Source organism: Maribacter sp. MS6, assembly GCF_056839185.1.
The window spans coordinates 37,121-61,890 of record NZ_CM166389.1 but is presented as its reverse complement, the minus strand read 5'-3'; the positions used below and the strand labels follow the sequence as shown (position 1 = coordinate 61,890).

Below are 24,770 nucleotides of genomic sequence, written 5' to 3'. Positions count from 1 at the left end.
AAAGCCTTTACTTTTCAATACTTTTACGCCTAATCCAGAAAGTAGGGTATGAACAAAACAGAAAATCAGATGCTTGTAATTTTTGGGGCATCTGGAGATTTAACGGCGAGAAAATTGGTCCCTGCTCTTTTTAATCTATACGAAGCCGAACAGTTGCCGGAGCATTTTACCGTATTGGGTGCCAGCAGAAGTACTATGACGGATACAGAATTTAGAAATAGAGTAGTCTTGGAAAGTACTTACTTAAAAGAGAGATTTAAGGATTTGGAGTCGGAATACATAGAAGCTTTTGCCAATCTATTTTTTTATGAAGATCTAGGGGGTAGTTATGACACCGATTATGCGCCCTTACGAAAACGGGTGGGAGCACTTAACGATGCCGAGGCTACGGAAGGTAACATCATGTACTATCTTTCAACACCGCCTACCTTGTACGAAACCATTGCAAAAAACTTGGATGCCTCTGGTCTAAGTACCCAAAATAATGGGTGGAAGCGTATGATCGTTGAAAAACCCTTTGGTTACGACCTGGAAACTGCAAAAGAATTGAATACGGGTCTCCAACGCTATTTTAAGGAGCATCAGATTTATCGTATAGATCATTATCTTGGGAAGGAGACGGTACAGAACTTACTGGTAACGCGTTTTGCCAATAGTATTTTTGAACCCTTATGGAACAGAAATTACATTCACCACGTGGAAATTACGAATGCCGAAAGTGTGGGTGTTGAAAAAAGAGGTGGCTACTATGACAGCTCCGGTGCCTTGCGCGATATGTTCCAGAACCATTTGTTACAGATCGTGTCGCTCATCGTTATGGAACCGCCAATAGGAGACCAACCAGAGGAAATACGCAACGAAAAAGTGAAGGCCTTAAAGTCCCTACGGATTATGAAGGATGATAAAACCTTGCATGACCATACCATACGCGCCCAATATATGGGGTCTAAAATTGACGGGGACACGGTAAAAGGATATAGGGAAGAACCAGGGGTAGCCGAAGATTCGCTAACGGAAACCTATGCTGCCATTAAATTTTTTGTAGATAATTGGCGCTGGAAAGATGTGCCTTTTTATGTACGAACTGCAAAAAGGATGCCTACCAAAGTAACCGAGGTGGTGATTCACTTTAAATCGCCCCATCACCAAATATTTAAAGAAACGGGAATGCAGGAAAAGGATAACAAATTGATTATTCGGATTCAACCGGACGAAGGCGTTTTAATTAAATTTGGGGTTAAAGTCCCTGGGCAAGGCTTTAAGGTAGAACGGGCAAATCTGGATTTTTACTATTCTAGTTTGGCAGAAACGCACGTGATGCAGGCTTATGAACGTTTATTGTTGGATGCGATGCAGGGAGATGCCACCCTATATGCACGCGCCGATGAAGTAGAGGCCGCTTGGGAGTTCGTAAATCCTATTTTGGACTACTGGAAAAATGGAAAGGATGTGCGTATGTACGGATATCCTTCCGGAGTTTGGGGCCCGGAGAATTCGGATGAGTTGATTGATGGTATAGGGATATGGAGGAATCCTGGACCAAATTTGACCGACGATCAAGGATTCTGTGTGCTGTGTTGATGAGTTGATAGAGGGAAGTTTTAGTGAGTAATTAATCCCTTGTGTATTATCGGAGTTTCTTTAACATATTGAATGTTAGTTCGAGTGTTTTTCTTTCTTTTTCGGAAGAAAAATGTATCGAGAACAAATTTTATCCAAAATGTGTTCTTGGTGACCTTGATGTTGAGCTTGTATTTGATTTTGAACAGTATAACTTGTAAACTGAAGATGGAAAAAAAAATATTAAGGGATAAAAACCAAGTCGCTAGGCAGTTCGCTGATTATTTCGCCAATTTAGTGAAGGATTATGGCACCTTTCACGTAGCACTTTCCGGTGGTAGTACGCCAAAACTTATTTTTGACGTGTTGGCGGCGGAGTATGGAACAGCTATAGATTGGTCTCAGATTCATTTTTATTGGGGAGATGAGCGCTGTGTTTCACCAACGGACGAACAGAGTAATTTTAAAATGACAACCGAGCATTTATTTTCTAAGATTGATGTTCCCAAAGAAAACATCCACCGTATTTTGGGCGAAAACCAACCGCAAGGGGAAGCCATGCGTTATGCCAACCTATTGGAAATTAATTTAGACCGTGTAGCAGGTATACCACAATTTGATTTAGTGCTGCTAGGAATGGGAGATGACGGACATACGGCTTCTATTTTCCCGCACGAAATAGCATTGTGGAATGCAAACGACCATTGTACGGTAGCTACCCATCCAGATTCCGGTCAAAAACGGATTTCTATCAATGGCAAGGTGATCAACAAAGCAAAAGAGGTTATCTTTCTGGTAACCGGTGAGGGCAAGGCGCAAAAAGTGAAGGAAATTCACCAACAACAGGGCAACTATAAAAAGTATCCTGCAGCCTTGGTACAACCAGAATCCGAAAAGCTTACTTGGTTTATGGACGACGCTGCAGCGGCCTTACTTTAGATTAAGCTTCATGTTTTCATCTTTTAAGAATGCAGAATAATCCTTTATCTTAAAATTTTTGGCTTCGTATTTAGAATCTCGCTTAAAAGCGGATTGCTTTCGCTCTTTGCTACGTGCAAAGCGTCGCATACCTTCCTTATCTTCAATAATAAGTCCGGGTACTTTTAGATTTTTTCCCTTTTCATCTTTGGCCACCATAGTAAAATAGGACGAGTTGCAGTGTCTTTTTTTTCCGCTGATTATGTTTTCGGCCTCTACCCGAACACCTACGACCATAGAGGTTCTACCGGTATAGTTAATAGACGCTTTTAGGGTTAGTAAATCGCCCACTTCCACGGCATTAAGGAAATCTACCCTATTTACCGATGCCGTTACACAATAGCTTTGGGAGTGTTTGCTAGAACACGCAAAGGCAATTTGGTCCATTAAATTTAAAATATAGCCGCCATGCACCTTACCGCCAAAGTTGGAGTGGGAGGGCTGCATGAGTTCTGTTATGGACACTTTAGATTCGGTAGCGCTTTTATAGTTTCCCATTAGTTTCTAATATGAGGGGATTGTTCCCGTTTTACATCGGTTACAAAGTATTTGGTGTCGCCAAGCCAAAAGAACGTGGCATACCGTTCCGTATAGTTCACTTTTACATACTGCCCTTGGTATTCCTTTAATTTTTCAATCACCTTTTCATCCTTGTCCAGCACAGAAAATGAAAAGATTTGCGCTCCTGAGATGCCCTGGCTTATCTCTCCTTCCCATGTTTTCACGGCCACACCTTTGTGACTTACCTTTATAAGCTCACCTGATCGTACGCCTTCGCTATATGGCACATAGTATATAAATGCATAATACAATGCCATTAGGGCCAACACACCAGCTATAAATAAAAATAGTATTTTCTTCATATTTTATGGTTATCTCAAAATGTTATAGGGATTCTTCTTCGGCCTTTTTCAATAATTTTTCAGGAATCGATTTTTTGGCCTTGGCGCCCATGCTTTTTAGCTTTTCTATACTTGTTATAATATTTCCTCTACCCTCTGTTAATTTGTTCATGGCACCTCGATATTCCGATTTTGCATCGTCCATTTTCTTTCCCAATTTACTTAGATTGCTCACAAAACCTTCAAATTTATCGTACAGCGCCCCTGCCTGGCGCGCTATTTCAATTGCGTTGCGCTGTTGTTTTTCGTTGTTCCACATGCTATCTATGGTACGCAAGGTAGCCAGCAGGGTAGCAGGGGTCACAATAACGATATTTTGTTCAAATGCTTTGTTATACAGCGAGCTGTCTTGGTTTATGGCCACAGCAAAAGCGGGTTCTATGGGAACGAACAGTAACACAAAATCCGGACTCTCCATGTCATAAAGATCTTCATATTTTTTGGCGGAAAGCTGTGCTACATGACGGCGCAAGGAACTAATATGATCTTTTAGATGTTTTGGTTTGAATTCTTCCTCGGCATTTACATAGCGTTCATAATCTGTAAGGGAAACTTTGGAATCAATGATCATTTTCTTTCCGTCCGGTAGGTTGATGACCACATCGGGTAACACACGGCTTCCATCTTCCCGATCAAAGCTTTTTTGTACGGTATATTCCCTGTCCTTTTCCAAGCCGGATTTTTCAAGGACACGTTCCAGCACAAGCTCGCCCCAGTTACCCTGCATTTTGCTATCTCCCTTAAGTGCTTTGGTTAGGTTTTCAGCCTCCTGTGTAATTCTAACATTTTGATTTTGGAGGTGTAACAGTTGTTCCTTTAAAGCGGAGTGTATACTAATGTTCTCTTTTTGGGTAGCATCGACCTTTTTCTCGAACAGTTGTATCTTTTCCTGTAAGGGGCTCAAAATCTGGGTAATATTCTTTTGGTTCTGCTCCGTAAATTTGGAACTGTTCTGTTCTAATATTTTGTGGGCTAAATTCTCGAACTCCTTGGTAAATTTTTCCTGTAACTTAGTGGTTTCCAGTTTTTGCTCTGCATTCAGGCGATTTAAATTATCGTTGATACCTTCTAAGCGTACTACTTTCTGTCCTAGTAATTCTTTTTCCAACTGTGCCTGTTTGTGGGATTCATCGGCTACCGTTAGTCTGTTTTTAAAGTCTTCCCTTATTATGTTCCATTGTTGCTGCCTCTCCTTCCAAATGGCTTGGGCAGCACGTTCTCGTAGCCTTTGGATATAGATACCTAAAACGATACCTAGACCAATGGATACCAGGGCAATGATGAGATAGACAACTTCAGTACTCATAGCTTATATTAATGCCCTAAAGATAGTGGTTTTGTGTTTTCCATGATGCAGACACGATAACTTGTACACTTATAGGGAGCACCTTACGAATGAAAATGAAGACCGTTTAGGTAAAGGTCTAATGCAATTGCCATGATGTACACTATAGTTGCTTTATAAAAAAGTTATTTCTTGATTTTAAACGTACCTGTTTTGGCATCAAATTGAATCATATCCGTAGGAAAAAGTGTTTCAAAGGCACCATTTTCAATAAGCTCGCACGGTTGGCCAAAGGGATTTTGAGCACCATCTAAAATCAATATTTTATCGCTCAATTGAATGGCCAAATCAATTTCATGGGTCGTAAATAGCACCGTTTTATGATGAGCTTTTGCCAATTCTTTCAATAGCTTTAAAATCTGTACTTTATGATAGAGATCTAGATGGGAGGTAGGCTCATCCAATAAGATTAAAGGCGTATCCTGCGCCATAGCACGCGCAATGAGTACACGTTGGAGCTGACCATCACTTAGTTCATGGCAATGTTTGTGCTGTAAATGTTGCAGGTCTAACTGTTGTATACAGCTTTGAATATAGGTTTTATCCTTTTGGTTTAGGGAACCCAACCAATTCGTATACGGTAATCGACCTAGGGAAATTAACTCTAGAACACTTAGGTTCTTTGAGGCAACAGGCTCTGTAAGCACCACGCTAAGCTGGGCGGCTAACTGCAGCGATGAATAGTTTTCTATGGCCACCTTGTCAATTATAATGCTTCCGGATAGTTTTGACTGTACGTTTCCTAAAGTGCGTAAAAGCGTGGACTTTCCAATACCATTGATGCCAACAATGGCACACAGTTCTCCTTTTTGAAGGTTGAAATTTATAGTATTGGCGATTGCCCCGGATTTGTACCCAATGGCCAACTCTTGTACCGCAATGGTCGTCTCGGTTTTTTCCATATCAAAAAATCATTTTTTGTTTTCTGATCAAGAGCCAAATGACAACAGGTGCGCCTATAATAGATGTAATGGCATTAATTGGTAGGACGCTAGCGGAGTTGGGCAATTGTGCAATCGTATCGCAGAGAAGTATTAGAATGGCACCATATAAAAAAACAGCGGGCAGTAAAATACGATGGTCCATTGTTTTAAACAGTTGACGGGTTAAATGGGGCACTGCAAGCCCTACAAAAGCAATTGGGCCCGCAAAGGCAGTGATACCACCTGCCAATAGGCCGGTTGCAATGATAATCAATAATCTAGATTTTTTAAGGCCTACGCCCAAGCTTTTAGCATAGTTTTCACCCAATAAAAAAGAGTTGAGACTTTTTAGGGACAGTACACTGATGATGAGTCCCATGACTACGATACCCGATAACAATAGTACTTGTGACCAAGACAAACTACCCACTGATCCATAGGACCAAAAAATAAAACGCTGTAATTGCTCCGCATCGGAAAAATAGGCCAATACGCTTACGACTGCGGCGGTGATGCTACCGAACATGAGCCCAATAATCAATAAGGCCATGGTATCACGGACACGGTGTGCCACCAACATCACCACGGCAAGAACCAAAAAACTACCTGTGCTTGAGGCTATGGCCAAAGAAACATCGTTAACTAAATCAAATAGTACAAAGCCCGAAACTAAAGAACCGCCCATCAGTAGCAATGCTGCTCCCAAACTGGCGCCTGAGCTTATGCCCAATACGAAAGGGCCCGCTAACGGATTTCGAAACAGTGTTTGCATCAGAAGGCCGCTAACGGCGAGTCCGCCGCCGACCAAAATTGCCGTTATGGATTTGGGTAAACGATAGTCCAAAATAATGTATTTCCACGAGGGTATGTCTAGTTCTCCTCCGTACAAGGCCTTTAGTGTGGCATCAAAGGGGATAGCTACACTCCCAGAACTGATATTGAGCAGGAGAGCGACTAATAGGGCTAACATAAGCGCTATAAACCAAAGTTGATATGACGTTTTTCCAAAACTCATTGCAGGGGCTTAAAAAAGAAGGGTTCATAGTTGGGTAATACCTCTGGATGAAAAATATGGACCAAATCCTGTAAGATCAAATCAGGTCTTTGTGGACCTAATTCAAAGAATAGAAGTCCGCCTGTTGGTCCCATGGTAGCGGAATAGGTGTGTATGCTTTTAGTTTTAAACGCATCAAATTCCGTATAATGGACATTGGATGCGGACATTTCTTCGTAGCCTTTAAACTGTGAGGGCGACACCCAAAAATCGGCTTTTTGTCCTTTTTCCAAGACCGACTCCAAACTTAAGGATAGGCTTCCAGTTCCTTTGGTGTCGGACCAGAGGTATTGTGCGTTGGCATCTTGTATAAATTGTGCGGCCCAGCTTTCGCCCGCGGGTAAGTACCAAACGTCCTTATATAATGCACCGCTAAGAACGGTTGGGGTAACGCTTGCTGTTTTAGCGAGTTGCTTTATCCGTTTGTAGTCGCTTTCAATTTTGTTGAATAGTTGTTCCGCTTGTTCTTGCCTATCTAACAGTACACCAAAAAATTTTATCCATTCCGCTTTTCCCAACGGAGTTTGTTCGGTCCAGTCGCCATTAAATAAAATAGGTATACCCGCCTTTTGAAGCAGGTCATAGGTTGCATTGTTATTGTCCATCGCAAAACCTACGATAACATCGGGCTGCATTTCCAGCACCATTTCGGTATTTAAAGACTCGTTATTTCCCAGCTCCTTTATATTTCCTTCGGAAATCAATTGTCTGGCCGGCATCGAGGAAATGTACTTTGTATCTGGAAAACCTGTTAAGATGTTTAAACCGTTCAAGGCTTCCAAGGCTGGAATATGCGTAGTGGAGGTAACGACAAGATTTGCTATCGGCGTGCCAATTATGGCATCATAATCTTGCTTAGCATCTGAGTTTGCTTGTAATTGTGTTTTCGGAATAAAGGCGTACGTAAAATGGTGTTCGGCATTGGGCCAAGGATTGGTTACGGTAACGACGGGAAATGCACCTGTATTATCTATGCGTAATCCCGTAGCGTGGGTTATTGTAGTTTGTATTTTTTCAATAGGGGTAGGCAGCGGTTTTTTATCTTCTTTACATGAAACCGAGGTTAAAACGTATAGCGCAAGAATTATAGGGATAATAGGTTTCAAATTGATAGTGTTAGTACAAGGAAAATCCTTTTTTTCAACTGCAAAGTAACAAAAGTCATTTTTGTTGGATTGTAGTTACGATACTTTTGTTTAAAATAAAAAGTATGAGAAGCGATTCTAACACGCTTATTTACATCATTGCCGGGGTTATTCTATTACATTTTGTAATTGGCTTTATTTGGCTAGCGGTTAAAATGACCAAGAAAAAAGACGATAACATAGAGAATTAAGTTACTTTCACCGTGAATTTAGGTTTGACAAAGTTATTGTGTGTACTGAAATAGATCAGCATAACTGCGTCAATTAAAAGGGAATCCGGTGCTTTAAAGTATCTAGTTTTAGTTTGGAAGTACGAATTCAATAGTGTCGTCTTTCGATTTTCAACACAGCTTTAAAAATTCCGGAGCTGTTCCCGCAACTGTAAGTTTATGCCAAAGATTGTTTGGCACCTCTTTGTATAAGAGGGTTACGTATTCTACTTAGCCACTGTCTCAAAAAATATAGGATGGGAAGGCTGTACGTAATTGAACAAGCCAGGAGACCTGCCAAATTCAAACAATCAAGTTAAACTTTCGGGATAAAAGTTTACGTAGGGATACCTATGGGATTTTCCGAGTAATTTCATTTTAATGAAAAAAGTAATTTATGGCGCCTTTGTCCTTTGTGGGCTAAGTATACATGTCAACGCACAACAATCAAGTAAGCAAGTTAAAAATGACACGGTTACCGTCCAACAATTGGATGAAGTGGTGGTAAGTGATTCCCGATTTGAATTGAAACGGGAGAATTCCGGTAAAACGGTGATTAAAATTACTGCGGAAGAACTTGCTCTAAATCAGGGCCGCTCAGTGGCTGAACTCATCAATACGAAAAGTGGTATCGAAGTCAACGGAACCAGAAGTTTTGCCGGACAGAATGTAAGTGTATTTACCCGAGGGGGTAATAACCGTCAAGTGCTGGTCATTATCGATGGGATTCAGGTGTCCGACCCATCGAACGTAAATGCCGAATATGATTTGCGATTGCTTAATACCGAACAAATAGAAAGTATCGAAATTTTAAAGGGTGCTGCAAGCACGCTTTATGGAACGGCAGCGGCAACAGCGGTCATCAATATTACTACGAAAACAGCTACGGTAAATGGTTTATCCTTGGATGTGGCTTCCAGCATGGGTACAAACCAAAGCCAAAGCGAACAATCCTATACCATATCCGATTTTACTAATACCGTAACCATAAAGGCAAAACAAAACAAGCTTTCTATTTTGGCATCTGGTGGGCATCAATTTACAGACGGACTTTCCGCCGCCATAGGAACAGAGAAAGATGCGTTATCTAGAATTGACGGAAATATGAAACTGGGTTATGAATTTTCGAAAAGGTTCAGCATTACCGCATCGGCTTTTTATAATAAATTGAATTCCGATTTTGATAACGGCTTTCCTGTAGAAGATGCCGATTTTACTTTTAACAGCGAGCAGTCTAGATTTGGCCTTTCTTCCGTTTACCAATATGGGAAGGGGAGCATTACCGTAAATGCCGCTTTTAACCAAATAACGCGAGAATTTGTATCGAACTTTCCTACGTCTTTTGATTCGGAATCCGTTGTGCTGGATGTATTTAATAAATATACGTTTAACGAACGCTTTTATACTATTGCCGGGCTAAATGTCATTGACAACACAACACAGTTTGCGGGAGAACAGCAAGCCACTAGTTTAGATCCCTACGCGAATGCAGTGTATGTAAGTGATTTTGGTCTAAACATAAACGCTGGAGCACGTTTGAATAATCACAGCGAATATGGCAGTAATCTCATTTATAACTTGAACCCTTCTTATGTCCTTAAATCTAAAGCGGGCTATTTAAAGTTCTTGGGCTCTTATGCTACTTCTTTTATTGCGCCCAACTTATCGCAGCTATTCGGTCCCTTTGGTCCTAATCCCAATTTGGTGCCAGAAGAAAATACCACGTTAGAAGGAGGAGTGGAGTATAGGCCATCCGCTAAATTCCGAGTTAGTGTACTTTACTTTGACAGACGAGAAGAAGGTCGCATCGATTTTGTAACGGTAAACCCCGAAACGTTTGAAAGTCAATACCAGAATCTCACCGAAACATTGAACTTTAATGGAGTAGAAGTGGAACTACAGGCAAAACCAATTACCAATATGAGTATTATTGCGAATTATACCAATACCAATGCAGATTCCGGACTCGCACTTAGAATTCCCAAAAACAAACTGAACCTAAACCTTGGTTACAACTTTGGCGCAAAAACCTATGGAAGTATCGCATACCAATACGTATCCGAAAGAGGTGATATAGATTTTGCAACTTTTGAGGCAGTAGATTTAGATCCATTTTCCTTGGTGAATCTATACGTAAAACATGAATTATCCAATAGCTTTAGTTTTTTCCTATCACTAGACAATCTCTTGAATACCGATTATGTTGAAGTAACTGATTTTACTACGAGAGGTAGAAATATTAGAATAGGTATGAATTTAAAACTTTAGTTTCCAAGGTGCTGAACAATAAAAAAAGGAGCATTTAAAATATGCTCCTTTTGTACCTCTAGCTTTATCACTAATAATGCGTATCATCTACCATTCGGTAACTCAGCGGACTAAACAGCTTTGAACTACTAATAACATCTGCAGGGCGTTTTACAGTGAAATCCCTTTTAGCCGTAGTATTTGTAATTTCTTGTATGGCCCTTGCTAACAAAGGTTCGTTTTGGTCGCCTAAAATCCCTAGGTTTTCCAAATCTTCTTTTAACTGAACATCGGGAATTAGGCCATCGGTAAAGTCTGAAAAGCCTTCTGCGTTCTCATTACGACCTAATAACGGCTGTATGGCCCATTGCACTTTTGAATTGATTTGATTAACCCGAGAAGGCGTGTATAAATAGGAATTATCTCGATCATCTACCAATGTAGTAGAAAACTCGTTTTTACCCCGGGTAACGTCACCAATCTGAATAACATTCATATACGGTTCTAGCGAGTTTATCAATAACTCACTGGCAGAAGCAGAACTAGCACTGGTTAAAACATATACCTTGTCCAGATTCAATGAATTGATAGTTCTGTTACCCACTTTATCTGTAAAATATACTTCTAATTGGTCCTTGCTAAATTCTGGTTGAAGTTTGTCGTTGTAACGTTTTCTTAGAAAAAGATTATCCGTATTGGTATCGTAGATCATACTAGCAAGTAGACGTGTTGTGTTTACCGAACCACCTGGGTTATACCTCAAGTCCAACACAAGGTTGGTAATCCCTGCAGTTTTTAAATCTTCAATCGCAGTATAGAGCTCGTCATCGTATTCATTCGTAAATTGATTATACATGATATAACCAATGTTCTCGCCGTTGATGAGAAATGATTTGGAAATGAATACGGGGTTTTCCGATAGGGCTTCTTCCTTGGTAAGTGCAACTTCTTTGTCGTTAGGCGCTATTTCTCCATCAACAAATTCGGCCATATTAAGGGTGTAGTCGTTGTTTTCTCCAAAGAGTAATTGAACATAATTATTGAGAGTTAAGGTTTGCCCATCAACCCCAGTAAATAATTCTCCTCGTTGGATATCTTTTGTTTCCGCGTTTGAACCAGGAACAATGTAGCGCACATAACCAAATAGGTTTTGACCGGTCTGAAAACGAACTAGACCAAATTCCAGACCATTACTTCTTGATACGCCCGCTAGGGATTGCGTTAACACTCGATAATCTTCGTTATAGAAGCTAAACCGATCCTCGGTGAACAACAATTTAGTATCAAAAAAATCTCCGGGATTTTCCTCTGAAGCTAAAAAATTGGTATACGCTTCTATTCCATCCGGGGTATTTGTAAAGCGATCGTCGGCTAAATCTGGAACGTCGTCCTGCCAGAAGTACCAATAGTTCATTGCTTTCCACATGAAATCCTGGACTTCTACACCTGCATCCGGATTCGGGTTTACCGTTCCCGGAATGGAAAAATCATCATCTTTGGAACAGGAAAAAACAAGAACCAAACCAAGTAAATAAATAATTCTTTTCATAAGCGGCGCTATTGTATAATCTAGTTCTTGTTTAGAACTCAAAACAACAGAAAAAATTATCTAAAGTTCTTAGCTCCTGTGGTTTCAATATCCATTTTAACCAAACCGTCCATAAGGGATAGATTATTGTTTGCCTTAAATTGGTAGGAAGTCGCAAATGATGAGGCTACCATACCAGGGGTTAGGTTTAACTTGGCGCTCTCACCTGTTATTTGACTTAATGCTAAGGCTAATAGTGGTTCCGTCGGCTCTCCCAATGTACCTAGATTGGTGATATCTTCCTCAAGTTCAAATCTAGGGACTAAACCGGAAGTAAAATCTGAAAACCCATCTGCATTTTCGTTTCTACCAAGCAAGGGTTGAATGCCCCACTGATTATTAGGGTTGATGTTCCCTTCACGGTCCTCGTCGTAGAAAAAACTATTTTCTTCATCGTCCACGAACGTGATGGAAAACTCATTTTTACCGCTTGTTGTTGTTCCAATTTGAACAACATTTACATAGGGTGCCAAACCATTGATGACAAGCTCGCTAGCCGATGCAGTAGCATCTGTAGTGATAACATGAACGCGCTGTAAGTTCAACGAGTTTATTGGTGTTCCCTCTAATGTGCTATTTGAAAAATTTGTTTCTACTTGAGCTGCCGTTAAACCAGCTTGAATTTTACTGTTATACCTAGCCTTTATAAAAAGGTCATTCGTGTTGGTCCCGTAAACAGCGCTTGCAATTTGGACTGCAGTACTAACACGTCCACCACCATTATATCTAAAATCTAAAATCAATTCGGTAATCCCTTCAGATTTGAATGTGCCAAAAACAGCATTTAATTCTTCATCGTATGCGGCCAAGAAACCATTGTACATGATATAACCTACCTTTATGCCTTGTTGCTCAATTACTTTACTTATTAATATAGGATTTTCGGCAAAATTAACCACTTTTGTTAGTGGTACTTCTTTACCGTTTTCGGTTACTGTCCCATTTTCAATTTCGGCCATTACCAAAGTATAGCTGTCATCATCTCCAAAGAGAAGATCAATGTAATTATCTAGATTTAAGGTTTGACCGTTTACGCCAACGAAAATATCACCTCTATTAATGTCTTTAGACGAAGCATCCGACTCATTTGCGATATAAGTAACTACTCCGTAAACATCCTCGCTATCCCTAAAGAGATATAATTGAAATTCAACACCATTGCTTTTGGAAACACCTTGTAAGCTATTTACTAAATCTTTGTAATTCTCTACCGCAACAGAAAAGCGGTCTACAGCGATATCTTCACCCGTCAAACGAATATGATTATTACAAATTTGATAGAAAAAAGCCCCCGGGTCTTCTTCGTTTGCTAAAAAATCTGCATAACTTTCCTCTGAATCAAAACGATCATCTGCCAAATCGGCTACATCTTCTTGCCAGAAGTAAAATGCGTTCATCGCTTGCCACATAAAGTTCTGGGAAGGATAATCTGCTACATTGTTGGTTGGCTGTACTTGTTCTTCTTCTTGCGTGTTGTCAATAACGGGTCCGTCATCATTTTTTTTACATGAGTTAAGGGCCAAGGCAATGCCGAGGAATGCGAATACGTACTTTTTCATAGTTTTTTAATTTTTTCTTTTTCAATAATCGTTCCGAACAGGCAGTTCTTCAAATAAATAAAAGCTCTACTGCATTCTATTTACGTAAATAATTGGTGTAAGGATGATAAATTTAGGTACATCTTGAAGAAATAAAAATTAATTGTAACAAAATTCGTTGAACTTCGTCTTCCTTTTGTAGACCATTAGATACGTCGTACAACAACTAACAACCATGAAACAATCGGAATTTTTAAGTGTGGTCATGCCTTTTAAGGATAAATTATACCGATTGGCCAAACGTCTTTTGGTTTCCAACGAGGAAGCGGAAGATGCGACTCAGGAGATCTTGATGAAACTATGGTCGAAAAAAAATAAGATGGAGGGGTATAAAAGTGTGGAAGCTTTTGCCATGACAATGACCAAAAACTTTTGTTTGGATAGATTAAAGTCCAAACAAGCGGGTAACCTAAAATTAGTACATAGTAATTATACGGATGAAAGTAGTTCGTTACAAAGACAAGTAGAGGCAAAGGATAGCATTAACTGGGTTCAACGGATTATGGATGAATTGCCCGAGCAACAAAAGATGGTGGTGCAGTTACGAGATGTGGAGCAGTACGAATATGATGAAATTGAAGCCTTGTTAGATATGAAACCCACTGCTATTAGAGTGGCATTGTCAAGGGCTAGAAAAACAATACGGGAGAAGTTAACAGAAAAACATAGTTATGGAATTGGATAACATAGAAAAATTATTGGCCAAGTATTTCGAGGCCACTACTACGGCAGCCGAGGAAAATACCTTGAGAGATTATTTTCTAAGCGGTGATGTAGCGGCACATTTAGAACAATATGAGCCCATGTTTCGGTATTTCTCCGAAGCCAAAGAAGAGCGCTATACAAAACAAGTAGCGCCACGGCCTAAAAGAAATATATACAAATAGGCATCGCTAGCGGCAGTAGTACTCTTTATGCTAGGGTTTTACTTTACCACGACCACTAATACAGGACCTGAACGTTTAGAAGAGGTATATACGGCAGAAGAAATTGCTTCTGCACAAGAGGCCTTCGCTTTGTTAGCTATGAACTTTAACAAAGGAACCGAGAAATTGACCCATTTGGAAGAATTTGAAAAGAGCACAAATAAATTTTTAAACAAATAATAAAAAATCAAACATGAAAAAGATACTATTAATATTACTAGTGGCAAGTGCTCCTTTCGCTTCGCGAGGGCAGGATATTTTTGAAAAATATGAGGATGACGACAAAGTAACCTTTGTAGCCATGCAACCAAAAATGTTCCAGATGTTGGCTAAAATGAGCGTAAATTCAGACGACCCCGAGGCACAGGAGTTTTTTGATCTAGTAAACTCTATTTCCAGTTTCAAGGTGATTACCACAGAGGATGCATCCATAACCAAAGATGTTGATGGGTGGGTTACCAATCGTTTAAAAACTTCCTCATTTGAGGAACTGATGCGGATACGAGACGGAGGTTCAAACGTAAAGTTCTATGTTAAGGAAGGCAAAGACTCAGATCATGTAAAGGAACTCTTGATGTTCGTAACGGGAATGAAAGATAAGGACATAGATATCAACGGTAGAAAAATAGAAACTGTATTGCTTTCCTTAACAGGGGACATCAATTTAAAATCTGTTTCTAAATTAACCGATAAGATGGACCTTCCCGGTGGAGATCAGTTAGGTAAAGCATCTAAAAAAAATAAGTAAAGCTTGCGCAGCATATGAGCGCGCGACTAAAACGAGTATATTAATTCATCAATCTATAAATCATTCTTCCCAAAAATTAACGGGAGGGAATTAAAAACAACAATCATGAAAAAATTAACAGTAGTAATTGCAATTGCCTTAATTCCAATATTTGGTTTTTCACAATCCATTTTCGATAAATACGAGGATATGGATAATGTAGGCTCCGTCATCATTAATAAAGGCCTTATAGAATTAGTTTCCAATATTGGCGAGATGAGTGATGATCCCGAAGCAAAGGAATTTATGGAAGTGGCCAGTGGTCTTAATGGTGTAAAGGTTTTTATGACCGAGGATACAGCAGTATCTGCAGATATGGCCAAAACCGTTACTAAATATCTTAAATCTTCTAAACTAGAGGAGTTAATGCGCGTTAAGGATAAAGATGTAAACGTAAAGTTTTACGTTCGTGATGGTAAAAAGAAAGATCATGTATCAGAACTTTTAATGTTCGTTTCCGGTTTAGAAAACGCGAAAATCGGAAATCACGGACGAAAGTTGGAAACGGTATTGGTAAGTTTAACCGGGGATATTGATTTGAACAAAATTGGAACCCTTACGAATAAAATGAATCTGCCAAAAGAATTAAAGGATGCCGGCAAATAATAAATAGCTCTAAAGAATTATCCATGGTTATAAGTTAAAACTTATGACCATGGGTTTCTTTGATGTAATAACTATAAAGAAAAAGATAATGCGAAAATTAATTAGAAGCTTACTACTAATAGGAGTTCTTGTACTGTCCTCCTGTTCTTCACAACAGAGCCTTCAGGAATATTATATTGATAATACGGAAAACCCGAATTTCTTAGCGTTTGATATTCCTACGAGTATATTGAACCTAGACGCCGTAGAATTAGATCAAGAGCAGCAAATTGCATACGAATCACTTAAAAAATTAAATGTTTTAGCTTTTAAAAAAACTTTGAATAATGCTGCTGCTTACAAGCTAGAGAAAACTAAGGTAAAAGCTATTCTTGCAAATGATGATTATGAGGAGCTAATGAAAATGAATACAGGCTTTGGTAGCGCCAGTATACAGTTTAAAGGAGCTGATGATGCTATTGACGAGGTTATTATTTTTGGTGACAATAAAGAAAAAGGATTCGCTTTGGTGCGCGTTTTAGGTAAGGATATGAATCCTGCGCATTTTGCCCAGTTATTACAAGCACTTGAAAAATCGGATTTCAATGGAGAAGGTTTAGGTGATTTGGGTGAATTCTTTAAAAGCTAGTACTACAATTTAGAGTTGTCGAAACCTGTTAAACGCATCGTTTAACAGGTTTTTTTTGTGCTATCTATTGAGGTTATTTTGTTTAATGTGACCTTCTAAATATATTCGTGTCTTATAATTAAAGAACTACTAACCTTTAAACACGGAAACTAATTATGGAAAATGTTGAATTATGGACAGAAAAGATTATTGAATTTGTTATAGAATTTGGACCACGATTAATTGGTGCAGTTCTAATTTATCTAATAGGTTCATGGGTCATTAAGAAGTTGATACAAGTACTGCGCAAAGGCATGTCCAGTCAAGATTACGATAAATCACTTCAGAAATTTTTATTGAATTTGGCGAAATGGGCATTGACTATTTTCTTGATTATAACCGTAATATCTACGTTAGGTGTAGAAACTACTAGTTTTGCGGCAGTGATAGCTGCTGCTGGTTTGGCTATTGGTTTGGCATTACAAGGTTCTTTGTCCAATTTTGCAGGGGGCGTTCTTATTATTATTTTCAAGCCCTATAAAATCGGTGATTTAATAGAAGCACAGGATTCACTTGGTGTGGTAAAAGAAATAGAAATTTTTACTACGAAGTTAGTTTCTCCAGATAATAAATTAGTGATTGTTCCTAACGGGGCCATGGCCAACGGAAACATTACAAATTACACCGCTGAAGGCAAAATTAGGGTAGATACCGTTATAGGGGTGGGATATGATGAGGATATTAAAAAGACAAAAGATGTTTTAATGGAAGTCCTTACCTCAAACGAATTGGTTTTGAAAGATCCGGCACCATCTGTAAATGTTATGGAATTGGCAGATAGTTCTGTGAACTTTGCAGTGCGTCCTTACTGTAAGCCAGAACACTACTGGGATGTATATTTTGCCACCTATGAAAATAGTAAGCTAGCCTTGGATAAAGCAGGAATAGAAATCCCTTACCCACACGAAGTACAGATCAACAAATAGGAAGTATCCTTCATATTTAATACAAAAGACCGCCAATTAGCGGTCTTTTTTTATTGGGTACAGCGGCAATACTACCTACCATACACATCTGATATTTGATTAAATACCGGTATAATTACTAGGCGTTATCTGTTTTAGTTCGGTTTTTATCGCATCGGAGACCTCGAGCGTATCTATGAAGTTTGCAATCGCGTTTTGATTTATTTTATTATTAGTACGGGTAAGTCCTTTCAATGCTTCGTAAGGATTAGGGTAGCCTTCTCGCCTTAATATGGTCTGAATGGCTTCTGCGACTACCGCCCAATTATTTTCTAGGTCCTGCTCAAATTTTTCTTTGTTCAATAGTAATTTGTTCAGGCCTTTTAAAGTAGATTGAAAAGCAATAAGGGTGTGCGCAAAAGGAACACCTACGTTTCTTAGTACCGTGCTATCGGTTAAATCACGCTGCAGTCTAGATACGGGTAACTTGGCGGATAAGTGTTCAAAAATAGCATTTGCCATACCTATATTTCCTTCCGAGTTTTCAAAATCGATAGGATTCACTTTGTGGGGCATTGCCGATGAACCTACTTCCCCTGCTTTTATTCGTTGTTTAAAATAATCCATGGATACGTATGACCAAAAATCCCGGTCTAGATCCAAGATGATGGTATTGATACGTTTTAGGGTGTCAAAAAGAGCTGCCATGTGATCGTAATGCTCAATTTGTGTTGTTGGGAACGAATGTTGCAAGCCTAACTTTTCTTGCACAAAACCACTTCCGAACACCTTCCAGTCAATTTTCGGATAAGCTACTTTATGCGCATTAAAATTCCCTGTCGCCCCTCCAAATTTAGCGGCACTGGGTATATCGTTCAACAAGTTAAACTGTTCCTTTAAACGCGATACAAAGACAGAAATTTCTTTTCCAAGTCGGGTAGGGGAAGCCGGTTGTCCGTGCGTCCTTGCAAGCATTGGAATGTCAGCCCAATCTATTGTCAATTGCTCTAATTTTTCCAGTACCTGAAAATATTGAGGTACGTATACATCGTTCATTGCTTCCTTAATAGAAAGTGGGATGGCCGTATTGTTAATATCCTGTGAGGTAAGTCCAAAATGGATAAACTCTTTAAAGGAGGCCAGACCAAGGGTGTCAAACGCTTTTTTAATGAAATATTCTACAGCCTTGACATCGTGGTTGGTCGTTTTTTCAATGTCCTTTATATCCTGCGCATCCCTTGTGTCAAAATTGGTATAGATTTCTCGTAAGGCACTAAATTTTGACCGATCAAAAGTGGATAGCTGTGGTAAAGGAATTTCACATAATGCGATAAAATATTCTATTTCTACCCGCACCCTATATTTAATAAGGGCTTCTTCGGAAAAGTAAGGAGCTAACGTTGCTACTTTGTTTCTGTAACGACCGTCTATAGGGGATATGGCATTTAATTCGTTAAGGGACATACGCTGAGGATTGGTTTGTATTTAAGCAGACAAAGATACTTATTACAGACGCCGTTTAAAAGTATGGAGAAGAAGACTTTATGAATTAAGCCGGTTTTAATACGTAAGGAGTATCACTTTATTTTTTTTAAGACCATCCTGGCTCTGGCTTTATACGCGGCACTGCCCATACTATAGTTTTGTACCAATAGTATTTTTAGCTCTGGATGTATCCAATCATATGTAGTTCCCAACAGGTACAAAGTGGTCATGGAATATGCTTTGGCAGCTACCTTATGATTCCCAATCAACCAATCAAAGCACACCGCAGTTATATGTTCTAAATGCTTTTTATTAAGGTATTGTTGACTTTTGTTGGGTATTTTGGAATAAAAAGAAATAATCAGCAGTTCACAAATTTTAGCTAGAGGACGTATAGCCGAATCTAATTTCACAGTTACTAAAAGTGGCATAAACTTGTCCAAGTACGGATAGAGAAGCTCCTTGTCTTTTCGCACCACACTTTCCAAAATCCAAGAGGCACGGCAACTCATTTCATCATTTACTCGTGAGATGATAGATACTAGGTGTAATATTAAGCTAGGATCTTGAACTATAATTGCAGCCATTTTACCACGTTTTTCCCTACTATGATCCGTATACTCCAATTTTGTATATAATTCTTGTTCCGTCATTCTGGGTTTTGTTGCCGTTTTGCTATCCGTACGATAATCGAACCATGTAGTTTTTTTATTTCAATCAAAAAAGTAGCTTAGTATTTGCTTTCCTTGGTAAGAAACGAATCTACCAATTTTGGAACTCCATCTGTGGCACTGGAGGAGATAATAGTTAAATTATTTCTACTTTTTTCGGATATAGAAGGTTTAGGGTCGATAAAATAAACTGGAACCTCGCTTCCCACGAAATCGATCAAACTTGCTGCTGGGTATACTTGCATAGAAGTACCTATAATCATTAGAATATCCGCTTGTTCTGTGATTTGGATAGCCTTGTCCAACATAGGCACCGCTTCTCCAAACCAAACAATATGAGGTCTCATCTGGTATCCGTTATCACAAACATCGCCTAAAACAATATCTTTTGTCCATGGTTGTATTTTACTGCGAGCAGCTGTACTACGGGCCTTTAACAGTTCTCCGTGTAGGTGGACTACATTTGTACTGCCTGCCCTTTCGTGCAAATCGTCTACATTTTGGGTTACAATATCAACCTTAAATTTGGATTCTAAAGAATATAGCGCCTTATGCGCCGCATTGGGCATTACCTGAAACAGTTGTTTTCGTCTTTGGTTGTAAAACTCTAAAACAAGGGCAGGATTTCTTGCAAAACCTTCTGGGGTTGCTACCTCCATAACATCGTGTCCTTCCCACAAGCCGTTGGAATCCCTAAAGGTTTTTAGACCACTTTCGGCACTAACACCTGCTCCCGTCAAAACTACAATCCGCTTCATGTGTACGTTTTTGTGTTAAAAATATACTTTTTATTATCTTGGTTTAATGGATGAAACAAAACTTTTAAACTATTTAGAGGATTTTATTTCTGAAGAACGTCGACAACGCTTTATTAATGTTCTTGCCAATAGAACCAAACATATTACAGTTGCGTTGGAAGATGTATATCAAATGCACAATACCAGTGCAGTAATCCGTAGTTGTGATGTTTTTGGTATTCAAGAGGCGCACTTGATTCAAAACCGAAATGCCAACGAACTGGATAAAAATATTGCCATGGGTGCCCAACAATGGGTAGATGTGCATCGATATAAAAACACATCTGATTGTATTAACGCTTTAAAATTAAAGGGATATAAAATCATAGCTACAACTCCCCATAACGATTCTGTTGTGTTGCCTGATTTTAAGATTGATGAAAAAATAGCATTATTTTTTGGAACCGAGCGCGATGGGTTAACCCCAGAGGTCCTTGAGCAAGCAGACGGATTTCTTAAAATCCCCATGAAAGGATTTACGGAAAGCCTAAATATTTCCGTGGCAGCTGCCATTATTCTTCAAGATTTGAACACCAAATTGATGCAGACCGATATAGCTTGGCAACTCACTGAGCAGGAGAAGCAGCTAAAGCGCCTAGAATGGACAAAAAAATCGATTAAAAGTATTGACCAAATAGTCGCACGTTATCATAAGCAAAAATGATTTCCTAAAAGTGCTTCGGCTATAACTTATGTTAAAATACAATTTTAAGAGCGCGGTTAATATCTTTCAAGCAGATTTATGCTTATTCCTTCAATTGTAAGCTACGGGATAGGCCTATTGCCTTCTATGGGAACTCTTCAATTGCTAAGAACCAGTTAGTGGGTTGGAATGGGAATTTAAAAAATAGTGCTATTTAAAATGATAAACAGACATAGCCGCTTGAAATGGCTTTATGCCTAGGAAAAAATAGGATAAAGTCAATTGTATGAAAGTATTTTTCCATTAGCCAAATCTTTCCTATACATGAAATATAGACACTTCTGCCCGGGCAAAAAAACGTATCGGTAGAATGGTAGTGCCAATACCTCTTGAGACATACATTTTTGATTCATTATTTTCATACCATCCTTTTAAGTATGGCCCGCTTCCACCAGGAGTATATATTTTCTTTCCGAAAAAAGTGATTTGCCCACCATGTGTATGTCCAGATATAATGGCTTTAATATTCACTTTTTCTTTTTGATTAAGGACATCGATATTATTTTTATAAGCTGGGCAATGAGCTAAAATAATGGTATTTAATTTTTTGTTAGCTATAGTTGTAACTGCCTTAGAAAAATCTGCTTGTCCTCCAATAAAATCATCTATGCCGAGTATGTTGATTGACCTGTCGTTTTTGGTATAGATATAATTTTCGTTTACCAAAAGAATACCATTGTGATTTTTGAAAATACGTTCAAAATCCGGTAAAGGAATTTTACTTGAATATTCCTTGTTGCCCAAAATGACAATCTTTAGGATTTTGTCATCAAATAGGGTCAATAAATTCTCTAGATTCACAAAATAGCGACTTCTTGCAACGGTGTCACCTGTAAAGAGCAAAATATCGGGATTCAATGAATTAATCTTTTCAGCTATATTTTTAAGCGAGAAATTAACTTCGTTCAGGTGAATGTCAGAAAGTTGAATTACCAATATTGGTTCCTTACTATTTTCAGATAAATCAAATTCTGTCCAATCGATGATATATTTTTCAAACCAAAAGGCATCCAATGCAGTAAGCCCTACCAATCCTGTAAGCCCTAGTATCATTCTTCTAATAAAGGACCTTCTCCCAATTCCCATATTTCATTTACATACTTGGACCAATAATAGCTTCAAAAAGCCGCCTTATAAGCCTTATTCCATTACTTCCAACAAGGCAATATCAAAATCGTTTTCTAAGCTTACTTTTCCATTCGTTACGATAACTTCCGTATTGGAATAGGTGTCATACAGGGTAGTGCCGTCGCCAAAGAAGCCTTTTACCGAAAGCGATTTTTTTCCTTTGGGCAGGTCCAGACCAACCACAACTTTATCCTTATAATCATCTTTGATATAAGTTCTGCTAAACACATAAGGCTTTTTTGACAATCGCTCATGTTTTCCAGCACCGATGGCAAGGTGATTATTTCTAAATGTTCCCACTTTTTGCCAGTGCTCCAAGGTGGATTTGGTGGTTGTAGAGCTCTTTAATTCTTCCCAGTTCATAAAAGAACGCAGCGTAGCATCACCTTGTGTACTATCTATAACGAGGCTTCTAGCAGTTTCATCCCCATAGTAGACTTGAGATGCTCCTGGGGTTAGTAGTAATATATTGGCTGCTTTAACGGGATCATTTCGTTCTTGATCAAAGGGTTGTCCGTCGTCATGGGAGGTCAAGTAGTTCACCACACTTTTGTCTTTTAATTTCGTATGCAGCAGTTTACTATATTTTGAAAATATCTGGTCATAGCTATTTAGTGCGTCGTTCTTCAATTCAAAATTGATAAGGCTATGGAAGCCATGGTCAAAATAATCTACCTTTTTATCACCAAAATCAAACTCACGTCCACCTGAAATACCATAGTTGTAAACTTCCCCAACCATATAAAACGTTGTATTGTCCAGCACTTTTTTTGGATGTTTGTTTTTCCAGGTTTCAAACGCATAGTCGGCCTCTTTGTATAGCTCTGCCCATGCATTTTCGTTTACATGTTTTACGGTGTCTACCCTAAAACCGTCTACCCCAAACTCATGAATATAATCCGTTAGCCATTTAATGATGTAGAAACGTGGTGCTCTTGGATAACCGGTACGGTCAAAAAATAATTGTAGCTCATCTAACTCCTCGCTAAGCCTTCCTTCTTTTTTCCATTTTGCCAACAGCGCATCTGGTAGTTTAACTGCTTCATTTGATGAAGTTAGGATATCCGGCAGGTTGTCTACCAAAGTGCAATTGGTCGTGTTTTCATAGGTGGTAAACTCACATGTAGGTTCCGTAATAACCCATTCCTGAGGCCAAACTGGATCTTTGGTAGTAACTGGTCCGGTGTGGTTCAGCACTACATCCAGTAATATTCGAATCCCATTTGCATGTGCTGTTTCTACTAAAGTTCCTAAGTCTTCTTTTGTTCCAAAATTTGGGTCCATTGCAGTCCAGTCGCTTGCCCAATAGCCATGATACCCATATGTATTTCCAGTGGTTTCATCTGTATCGCCATGTATTTGTTCTACCACTGGTGTAAACCAAATCGCATTTATTCCTAAATCGGTAAAATAACCATCTTCAATTTTTTGGGTAATGCCCTGAAGATCGCCACCCATGAAACCTCTTAGTTTTCCAGTTGGGTTGTTACGCTCAAAATTGATATCGTTTTCTGGGTTGCCGTTGTTGAATCTATCTGTAAGCAAAAAATAAATGTTGGCACCGTCCCATACGAAAGGGACTTTTTTCTCTGTCACTGAAAGTGCGTCCGTAGTAACTATCGCTTCTTTTAATTGTTCCTTTTTATCACTTTTACAGGAAGAAATAATTAGAATGAGGTTAAGTAGGACAAGTAGGCGTTTCATAGGTGTTCTATTTCCGCTAAAGCTATAAAATGCAGATGGAAACGAAAAATTTTATTTTTTCCGATTTAATACTTTGTATTCTTCATAGCAACTGCTTATGGCATCCAATATTTGAAGATCGTTAGCTGTTAGGATAAAGGACTTTGAATAGTTGCAGTTGTTAAGGATGTCTTGAATATCTACTTTTTCCAATTGTAGGAATTCCGTTAGAAGTTCACGGTCAAATTTTGAAGCCAGTAAATTTCTAATCTCCTCGTCTTCCTTCATTTGCCGCAGCTTTCGCATTTGCGCAGGTTTTTTGCCGAAAAGGTTACGCAACAGGTCGGCAGGATTAAGAATTGCCCCAAGCACTTTGGTTACTGCACTCGGATTTTTATTACCACCTTCATACGCTACCGACAAGCCTGATATGCTATATTGGTAGGCATTATTTATAGGTAGATTTTTAACATCTATTTCTAAATAGCCGGTGAGTTGATAGGGCCTTACGATAACTTCTTCCAATGCATATGCAAGTTCTGTGAGTGCAATTTTGGTATCCTTAAACTTAAACATGTCGTTTGTTACCCGAATTTTTTGGGGCTTAAAACCTAGAAAGGAAAGGTATAGTGTATCATTGACCGCAGCGGTAATTGAAAATTCCCCTCGTTCGTTGGTGATGGTGCCCTTTACTTGGTTTAGATTCACAACATGTACGCTTTCCATGCGAACATCTGACTGGGCGTTTACCACAATGGCACTTATACTACTGTTGTCCATATCATCCTGAGCAAAACCAGTGATAGTAACAAAAATTAGAAAAAATGCTAAAAGTCTCCCCATTAAGAATGTTTTTGTTCCTT

26 protein-coding genes and 1 riboswitch are annotated in these 24,770 nt (G+C 39.0%); of the genes, 12 read left to right on the top strand and 14 right to left on the bottom strand.

Annotation, left to right across the window (positions count from 1 at the left end; genetic code table 11):
• Positions 1-48 precede the first annotated feature (48 nt).
• Together zwf and pgl are read left to right on the top strand one after the other, a co-directional pair.
• A complete protein-coding gene (gene zwf / locus MS6x_RS00320) occupies positions 49-1,581 on the top strand; it encodes a glucose-6-phosphate dehydrogenase (protein ID WP_482604637.1) in 1,533 nt (510 codons plus the stop codon).
• 207 nt (positions 1,582-1,788) lie between these two features.
• The gene (gene pgl / locus MS6x_RS00315) at positions 1,789-2,499 is read left to right on the top strand and encodes a 6-phosphogluconolactonase (protein WP_482604635.1); all 711 of its coding nucleotides are present in this window, start codon (positions 1,789-1,791) and stop codon (positions 2,497-2,499) included.
• Here the strand turns inward: pgl and MS6x_RS00310 are convergent.
• From MS6x_RS00310 to MS6x_RS00285, 6 genes are all read right to left on the bottom strand, one after another.
• Entirely contained in the window at positions 2,491-3,036 is a 546-nt protein-coding gene (locus tag MS6x_RS00310) for an acyl-CoA thioesterase (RefSeq protein ID WP_482604633.1), read from the bottom strand. The two genes, pgl and MS6x_RS00310, sit on opposite strands and share 9 nt — an antisense overlap.
• Positions 3,036-3,401 (bottom strand): 6-phosphogluconate dehydrogenase, encoded by a 366-nt coding sequence (locus MS6x_RS00305; RefSeq protein WP_482604632.1) that lies wholly within the window; start codon positions 3,399-3,401, stop codon positions 3,036-3,038. Before MS6x_RS00305 ends, MS6x_RS00310 begins: the two co-directional genes overlap by 1 nt.
• 22 nt (positions 3,402-3,423) lie before the next feature.
• Complete coding sequence (locus MS6x_RS00300; protein WP_482604631.1) at positions 3,424-4,746, bottom strand: DNA recombination protein RmuC; 1,323 nt, start codon at positions 4,744-4,746, stop codon at positions 3,424-3,426.
• A 164-nt stretch (positions 4,747-4,910) separates the two neighbouring features.
• Positions 4,911-5,687, bottom strand: a complete 777-nt coding sequence (locus MS6x_RS00295) for an ABC transporter ATP-binding protein (RefSeq protein ID WP_482604629.1) — start codon at positions 5,685-5,687, stop codon at positions 4,911-4,913.
• Position 5,688: 1 nt separating this feature from the next.
• A complete protein-coding gene (locus tag MS6x_RS00290) occupies positions 5,689-6,723 on the bottom strand; it encodes a FecCD family ABC transporter permease (protein ID WP_482604627.1) in 1,035 nt (344 codons plus the stop codon).
• Positions 6,720-7,868 (bottom strand): ABC transporter substrate-binding protein, encoded by a 1,149-nt coding sequence (locus MS6x_RS00285; RefSeq protein ID WP_482604625.1) that lies wholly within the window; start codon positions 7,866-7,868, stop codon positions 6,720-6,722. The genes MS6x_RS00290 and MS6x_RS00285 overlap by 4 nt, the downstream gene beginning before the upstream one ends.
• A gap of 104 nt (positions 7,869-7,972) precedes the next feature.
• Between MS6x_RS00285 and MS6x_RS00280 the strand changes: the two genes are divergently transcribed.
• Entirely contained in the window at positions 7,973-8,098 is a 126-nt protein-coding gene (locus MS6x_RS00280) for a hypothetical protein (protein WP_482604623.1), read from the top strand.
• Between the two features lie 35 nt (positions 8,099-8,133).
• Positions 8,134-8,432, top strand: a riboswitch (cobalamin riboswitch).
• Between the two features lie 65 nt (positions 8,433-8,497).
• The gene (locus tag MS6x_RS00275; RefSeq protein WP_482604622.1) at positions 8,498-10,384 is read left to right on the top strand and encodes a TonB-dependent receptor plug domain-containing protein; all 1,887 of its coding nucleotides are present in this window, start codon (positions 8,498-8,500) and stop codon (positions 10,382-10,384) included.
• Between the two features lie 70 nt (positions 10,385-10,454).
• Here MS6x_RS00275 and MS6x_RS00270 read toward each other — a convergent pair whose 3' ends face one another.
• Both MS6x_RS00270 and MS6x_RS00265 read right to left on the bottom strand, forming a co-directional pair.
• Entirely contained in the window at positions 10,455-11,912 is a 1,458-nt protein-coding gene (locus MS6x_RS00270; RefSeq protein WP_482604621.1) for a S41 family peptidase, read from the bottom strand.
• Positions 11,913-11,968: 56 nt separating this feature from the next.
• Positions 11,969-13,510: a S41 family peptidase gene (locus MS6x_RS00265; RefSeq protein WP_482604619.1), complete on the bottom strand. Its 1,542-nt coding sequence runs from the start codon at positions 13,508-13,510 to the stop codon at positions 11,969-11,971.
• A gap of 214 nt (positions 13,511-13,724) precedes the next feature.
• Between MS6x_RS00265 and MS6x_RS00260 the strand changes: the two genes are divergently transcribed.
• The 7 genes from MS6x_RS00260 to MS6x_RS00230 all read left to right on the top strand — a co-directional run bounded on the left by MS6x_RS00260 (position 13,725) and on the right by MS6x_RS00230 (position 17,461).
• Positions 13,725-14,234 carry an RNA polymerase sigma factor gene (locus MS6x_RS00260; RefSeq protein WP_482604617.1) on the top strand — a complete coding sequence of 170 codons (510 nt, stop codon included), beginning with the start codon at positions 13,725-13,727 and terminating at the stop codon, positions 14,232-14,234.
• Entirely contained in the window at positions 14,221-14,436 is a 216-nt protein-coding gene (locus MS6x_RS00255; protein ID WP_482604615.1) for a hypothetical protein, read from the top strand. Before MS6x_RS00260 ends, MS6x_RS00255 begins: the two co-directional genes overlap by 14 nt.
• 27 nt (positions 14,437-14,463) lie before the next feature.
• Positions 14,464-14,655: a hypothetical protein gene (locus MS6x_RS00250; RefSeq protein WP_482604613.1), complete on the top strand. Its 192-nt coding sequence runs from the start codon at positions 14,464-14,466 to the stop codon at positions 14,653-14,655.
• Positions 14,656-14,668: 13 nt separating this feature from the next.
• Entirely contained in the window at positions 14,669-15,223 is a 555-nt protein-coding gene (locus tag MS6x_RS00245) for a DUF4252 domain-containing protein (RefSeq protein WP_482604611.1), read from the top strand.
• Between the two features lie 105 nt (positions 15,224-15,328).
• Complete coding sequence (locus MS6x_RS00240; protein WP_482604609.1) at positions 15,329-15,868, top strand: DUF4252 domain-containing protein; 540 nt, start codon at positions 15,329-15,331, stop codon at positions 15,866-15,868.
• A gap of 88 nt (positions 15,869-15,956) precedes the next feature.
• A complete protein-coding gene (locus MS6x_RS00235) occupies positions 15,957-16,496 on the top strand; it encodes a DUF4252 domain-containing protein (RefSeq protein WP_482604607.1) in 540 nt (179 codons plus the stop codon).
• 155 nt (positions 16,497-16,651) lie between these two features.
• A complete protein-coding gene (locus MS6x_RS00230; protein WP_482604605.1) occupies positions 16,652-17,461 on the top strand; it encodes a mechanosensitive ion channel family protein in 810 nt (269 codons plus the stop codon).
• A gap of 99 nt (positions 17,462-17,560) precedes the next feature.
• Here the strand turns inward: MS6x_RS00230 and purB are convergent, their stop codons facing one another.
• From purB to MS6x_RS00215, 3 genes are all read right to left on the bottom strand, one after another.
• Positions 17,561-18,904 carry an adenylosuccinate lyase gene (gene purB, locus MS6x_RS00225; protein ID WP_482604603.1) on the bottom strand — a complete coding sequence of 448 codons (1,344 nt, stop codon included), beginning with the start codon at positions 18,902-18,904 and terminating at the stop codon, positions 17,561-17,563.
• Between the two features lie 113 nt (positions 18,905-19,017).
• Positions 19,018-19,578, bottom strand: coding sequence for an adenylosuccinate lyase (locus MS6x_RS00220; RefSeq protein ID WP_482604602.1), 561 nt, complete (start codon positions 19,576-19,578; stop codon positions 19,018-19,020).
• Between the two features lie 77 nt (positions 19,579-19,655).
• Positions 19,656-20,354 carry an SIR2 family NAD-dependent protein deacylase gene (locus MS6x_RS00215; RefSeq protein WP_482604600.1) on the bottom strand — a complete coding sequence of 233 codons (699 nt, stop codon included), beginning with the start codon at positions 20,352-20,354 and terminating at the stop codon, positions 19,656-19,658.
• Between the two features lie 46 nt (positions 20,355-20,400).
• Here MS6x_RS00215 and MS6x_RS00210 point away from each other — a divergent pair, with 46 nt between their 5' ends.
• Positions 20,401-21,057, top strand: coding sequence for a TrmH family RNA methyltransferase (locus MS6x_RS00210; RefSeq protein WP_482604599.1), 657 nt, complete (start codon positions 20,401-20,403; stop codon positions 21,055-21,057).
• A gap of 297 nt (positions 21,058-21,354) precedes the next feature.
• Here the strand turns inward: MS6x_RS00210 and MS6x_RS00205 are convergent, their stop codons facing one another.
• The 3 genes from MS6x_RS00205 to MS6x_RS00195 are packed head-to-tail and all read right to left on the bottom strand — an operon-like array spanning position 21,355 to position 24,750.
• Complete coding sequence (locus MS6x_RS00205; RefSeq protein WP_482604597.1) at positions 21,355-22,182, bottom strand: metallophosphoesterase; 828 nt, start codon at positions 22,180-22,182, stop codon at positions 21,355-21,357.
• 54 nt (positions 22,183-22,236) lie between these two features.
• On the bottom strand, positions 22,237-23,928 hold the full coding sequence (locus MS6x_RS00200; protein ID WP_482604595.1) for an alpha-amylase family glycosyl hydrolase: 1,692 nt from the start codon (positions 23,926-23,928) through the stop codon (positions 22,237-22,239).
• Between the two features lie 51 nt (positions 23,929-23,979).
• Positions 23,980-24,750: a carboxypeptidase-like regulatory domain-containing protein gene (locus MS6x_RS00195; RefSeq protein WP_482604594.1), complete on the bottom strand. Its 771-nt coding sequence runs from the start codon at positions 24,748-24,750 to the stop codon at positions 23,980-23,982.
• Positions 24,751-24,770: the final 20 nt, after the last annotated feature.

Coding starts and splice junctions, on each gene's coding strand:
- zwf (WP_482604637.1), top strand. CDS start 49: ATGAACAAAACAGAAAATCAGATGCTTGTAATTTTTGGGGCATCTGGA.
- pgl (WP_482604635.1), top strand. CDS start 1,789: ATGGAAAAAAAAATATTAAGGGATAAAAACCAAGTCGCTAGGCAGTTC.
- MS6x_RS00310 (WP_482604633.1), bottom strand. CDS start 3,036: ATGGGAAACTATAAAAGCGCTACCGAATCTAAAGTGTCCATAACAGAA.
- MS6x_RS00305 (WP_482604632.1), bottom strand. CDS start 3,401: ATGAAGAAAATACTATTTTTATTTATAGCTGGTGTGTTGGCCCTAATG.
- MS6x_RS00300 (WP_482604631.1), bottom strand. CDS start 4,746: ATGAGTACTGAAGTTGTCTATCTCATCATTGCCCTGGTATCCATTGGT.
- MS6x_RS00295 (WP_482604629.1), bottom strand. CDS start 5,687: ATGGAAAAAACCGAGACGACCATTGCGGTACAAGAGTTGGCCATTGGG.
- MS6x_RS00290 (WP_482604627.1), bottom strand. CDS start 6,723: ATGAGTTTTGGAAAAACGTCATATCAACTTTGGTTTATAGCGCTTATG.
- MS6x_RS00280 (WP_482604623.1), top strand. CDS start 7,973: ATGAGAAGCGATTCTAACACGCTTATTTACATCATTGCCGGGGTTATT.
- MS6x_RS00275 (WP_482604622.1), top strand. CDS start 8,498: ATGAAAAAAGTAATTTATGGCGCCTTTGTCCTTTGTGGGCTAAGTATA.
- MS6x_RS00270 (WP_482604621.1), bottom strand. CDS start 11,912: ATGAAAAGAATTATTTATTTACTTGGTTTGGTTCTTGTTTTTTCCTGT.
- MS6x_RS00265 (WP_482604619.1), bottom strand. CDS start 13,510: ATGAAAAAGTACGTATTCGCATTCCTCGGCATTGCCTTGGCCCTTAAC.
- MS6x_RS00260 (WP_482604617.1), top strand. CDS start 13,725: ATGAAACAATCGGAATTTTTAAGTGTGGTCATGCCTTTTAAGGATAAA.
- MS6x_RS00255 (WP_482604615.1), top strand. CDS start 14,221: ATGGAATTGGATAACATAGAAAAATTATTGGCCAAGTATTTCGAGGCC.
- MS6x_RS00250 (WP_482604613.1), top strand. CDS start 14,464: ATGCTAGGGTTTTACTTTACCACGACCACTAATACAGGACCTGAACGT.
- MS6x_RS00245 (WP_482604611.1), top strand. CDS start 14,669: ATGAAAAAGATACTATTAATATTACTAGTGGCAAGTGCTCCTTTCGCT.
- MS6x_RS00240 (WP_482604609.1), top strand. CDS start 15,329: ATGAAAAAATTAACAGTAGTAATTGCAATTGCCTTAATTCCAATATTT.
- MS6x_RS00235 (WP_482604607.1), top strand. CDS start 15,957: ATGCGAAAATTAATTAGAAGCTTACTACTAATAGGAGTTCTTGTACTG.
- MS6x_RS00230 (WP_482604605.1), top strand. CDS start 16,652: ATGGAAAATGTTGAATTATGGACAGAAAAGATTATTGAATTTGTTATA.
- purB (WP_482604603.1), bottom strand. CDS start 18,904: ATGTCCCTTAACGAATTAAATGCCATATCCCCTATAGACGGTCGTTAC.
- MS6x_RS00220 (WP_482604602.1), bottom strand. CDS start 19,578: ATGACGGAACAAGAATTATATACAAAATTGGAGTATACGGATCATAGT.
- MS6x_RS00215 (WP_482604600.1), bottom strand. CDS start 20,354: ATGAAGCGGATTGTAGTTTTGACGGGAGCAGGTGTTAGTGCCGAAAGT.
- MS6x_RS00210 (WP_482604599.1), top strand. CDS start 20,401: ATGGATGAAACAAAACTTTTAAACTATTTAGAGGATTTTATTTCTGAA.
- MS6x_RS00205 (WP_482604597.1), bottom strand. CDS start 22,182: ATGGGAATTGGGAGAAGGTCCTTTATTAGAAGAATGATACTAGGGCTT.
- MS6x_RS00200 (WP_482604595.1), bottom strand. CDS start 23,928: ATGAAACGCCTACTTGTCCTACTTAACCTCATTCTAATTATTTCTTCC.
- MS6x_RS00195 (WP_482604594.1), bottom strand. CDS start 24,750: ATGGGGAGACTTTTAGCATTTTTTCTAATTTTTGTTACTATCACTGGT.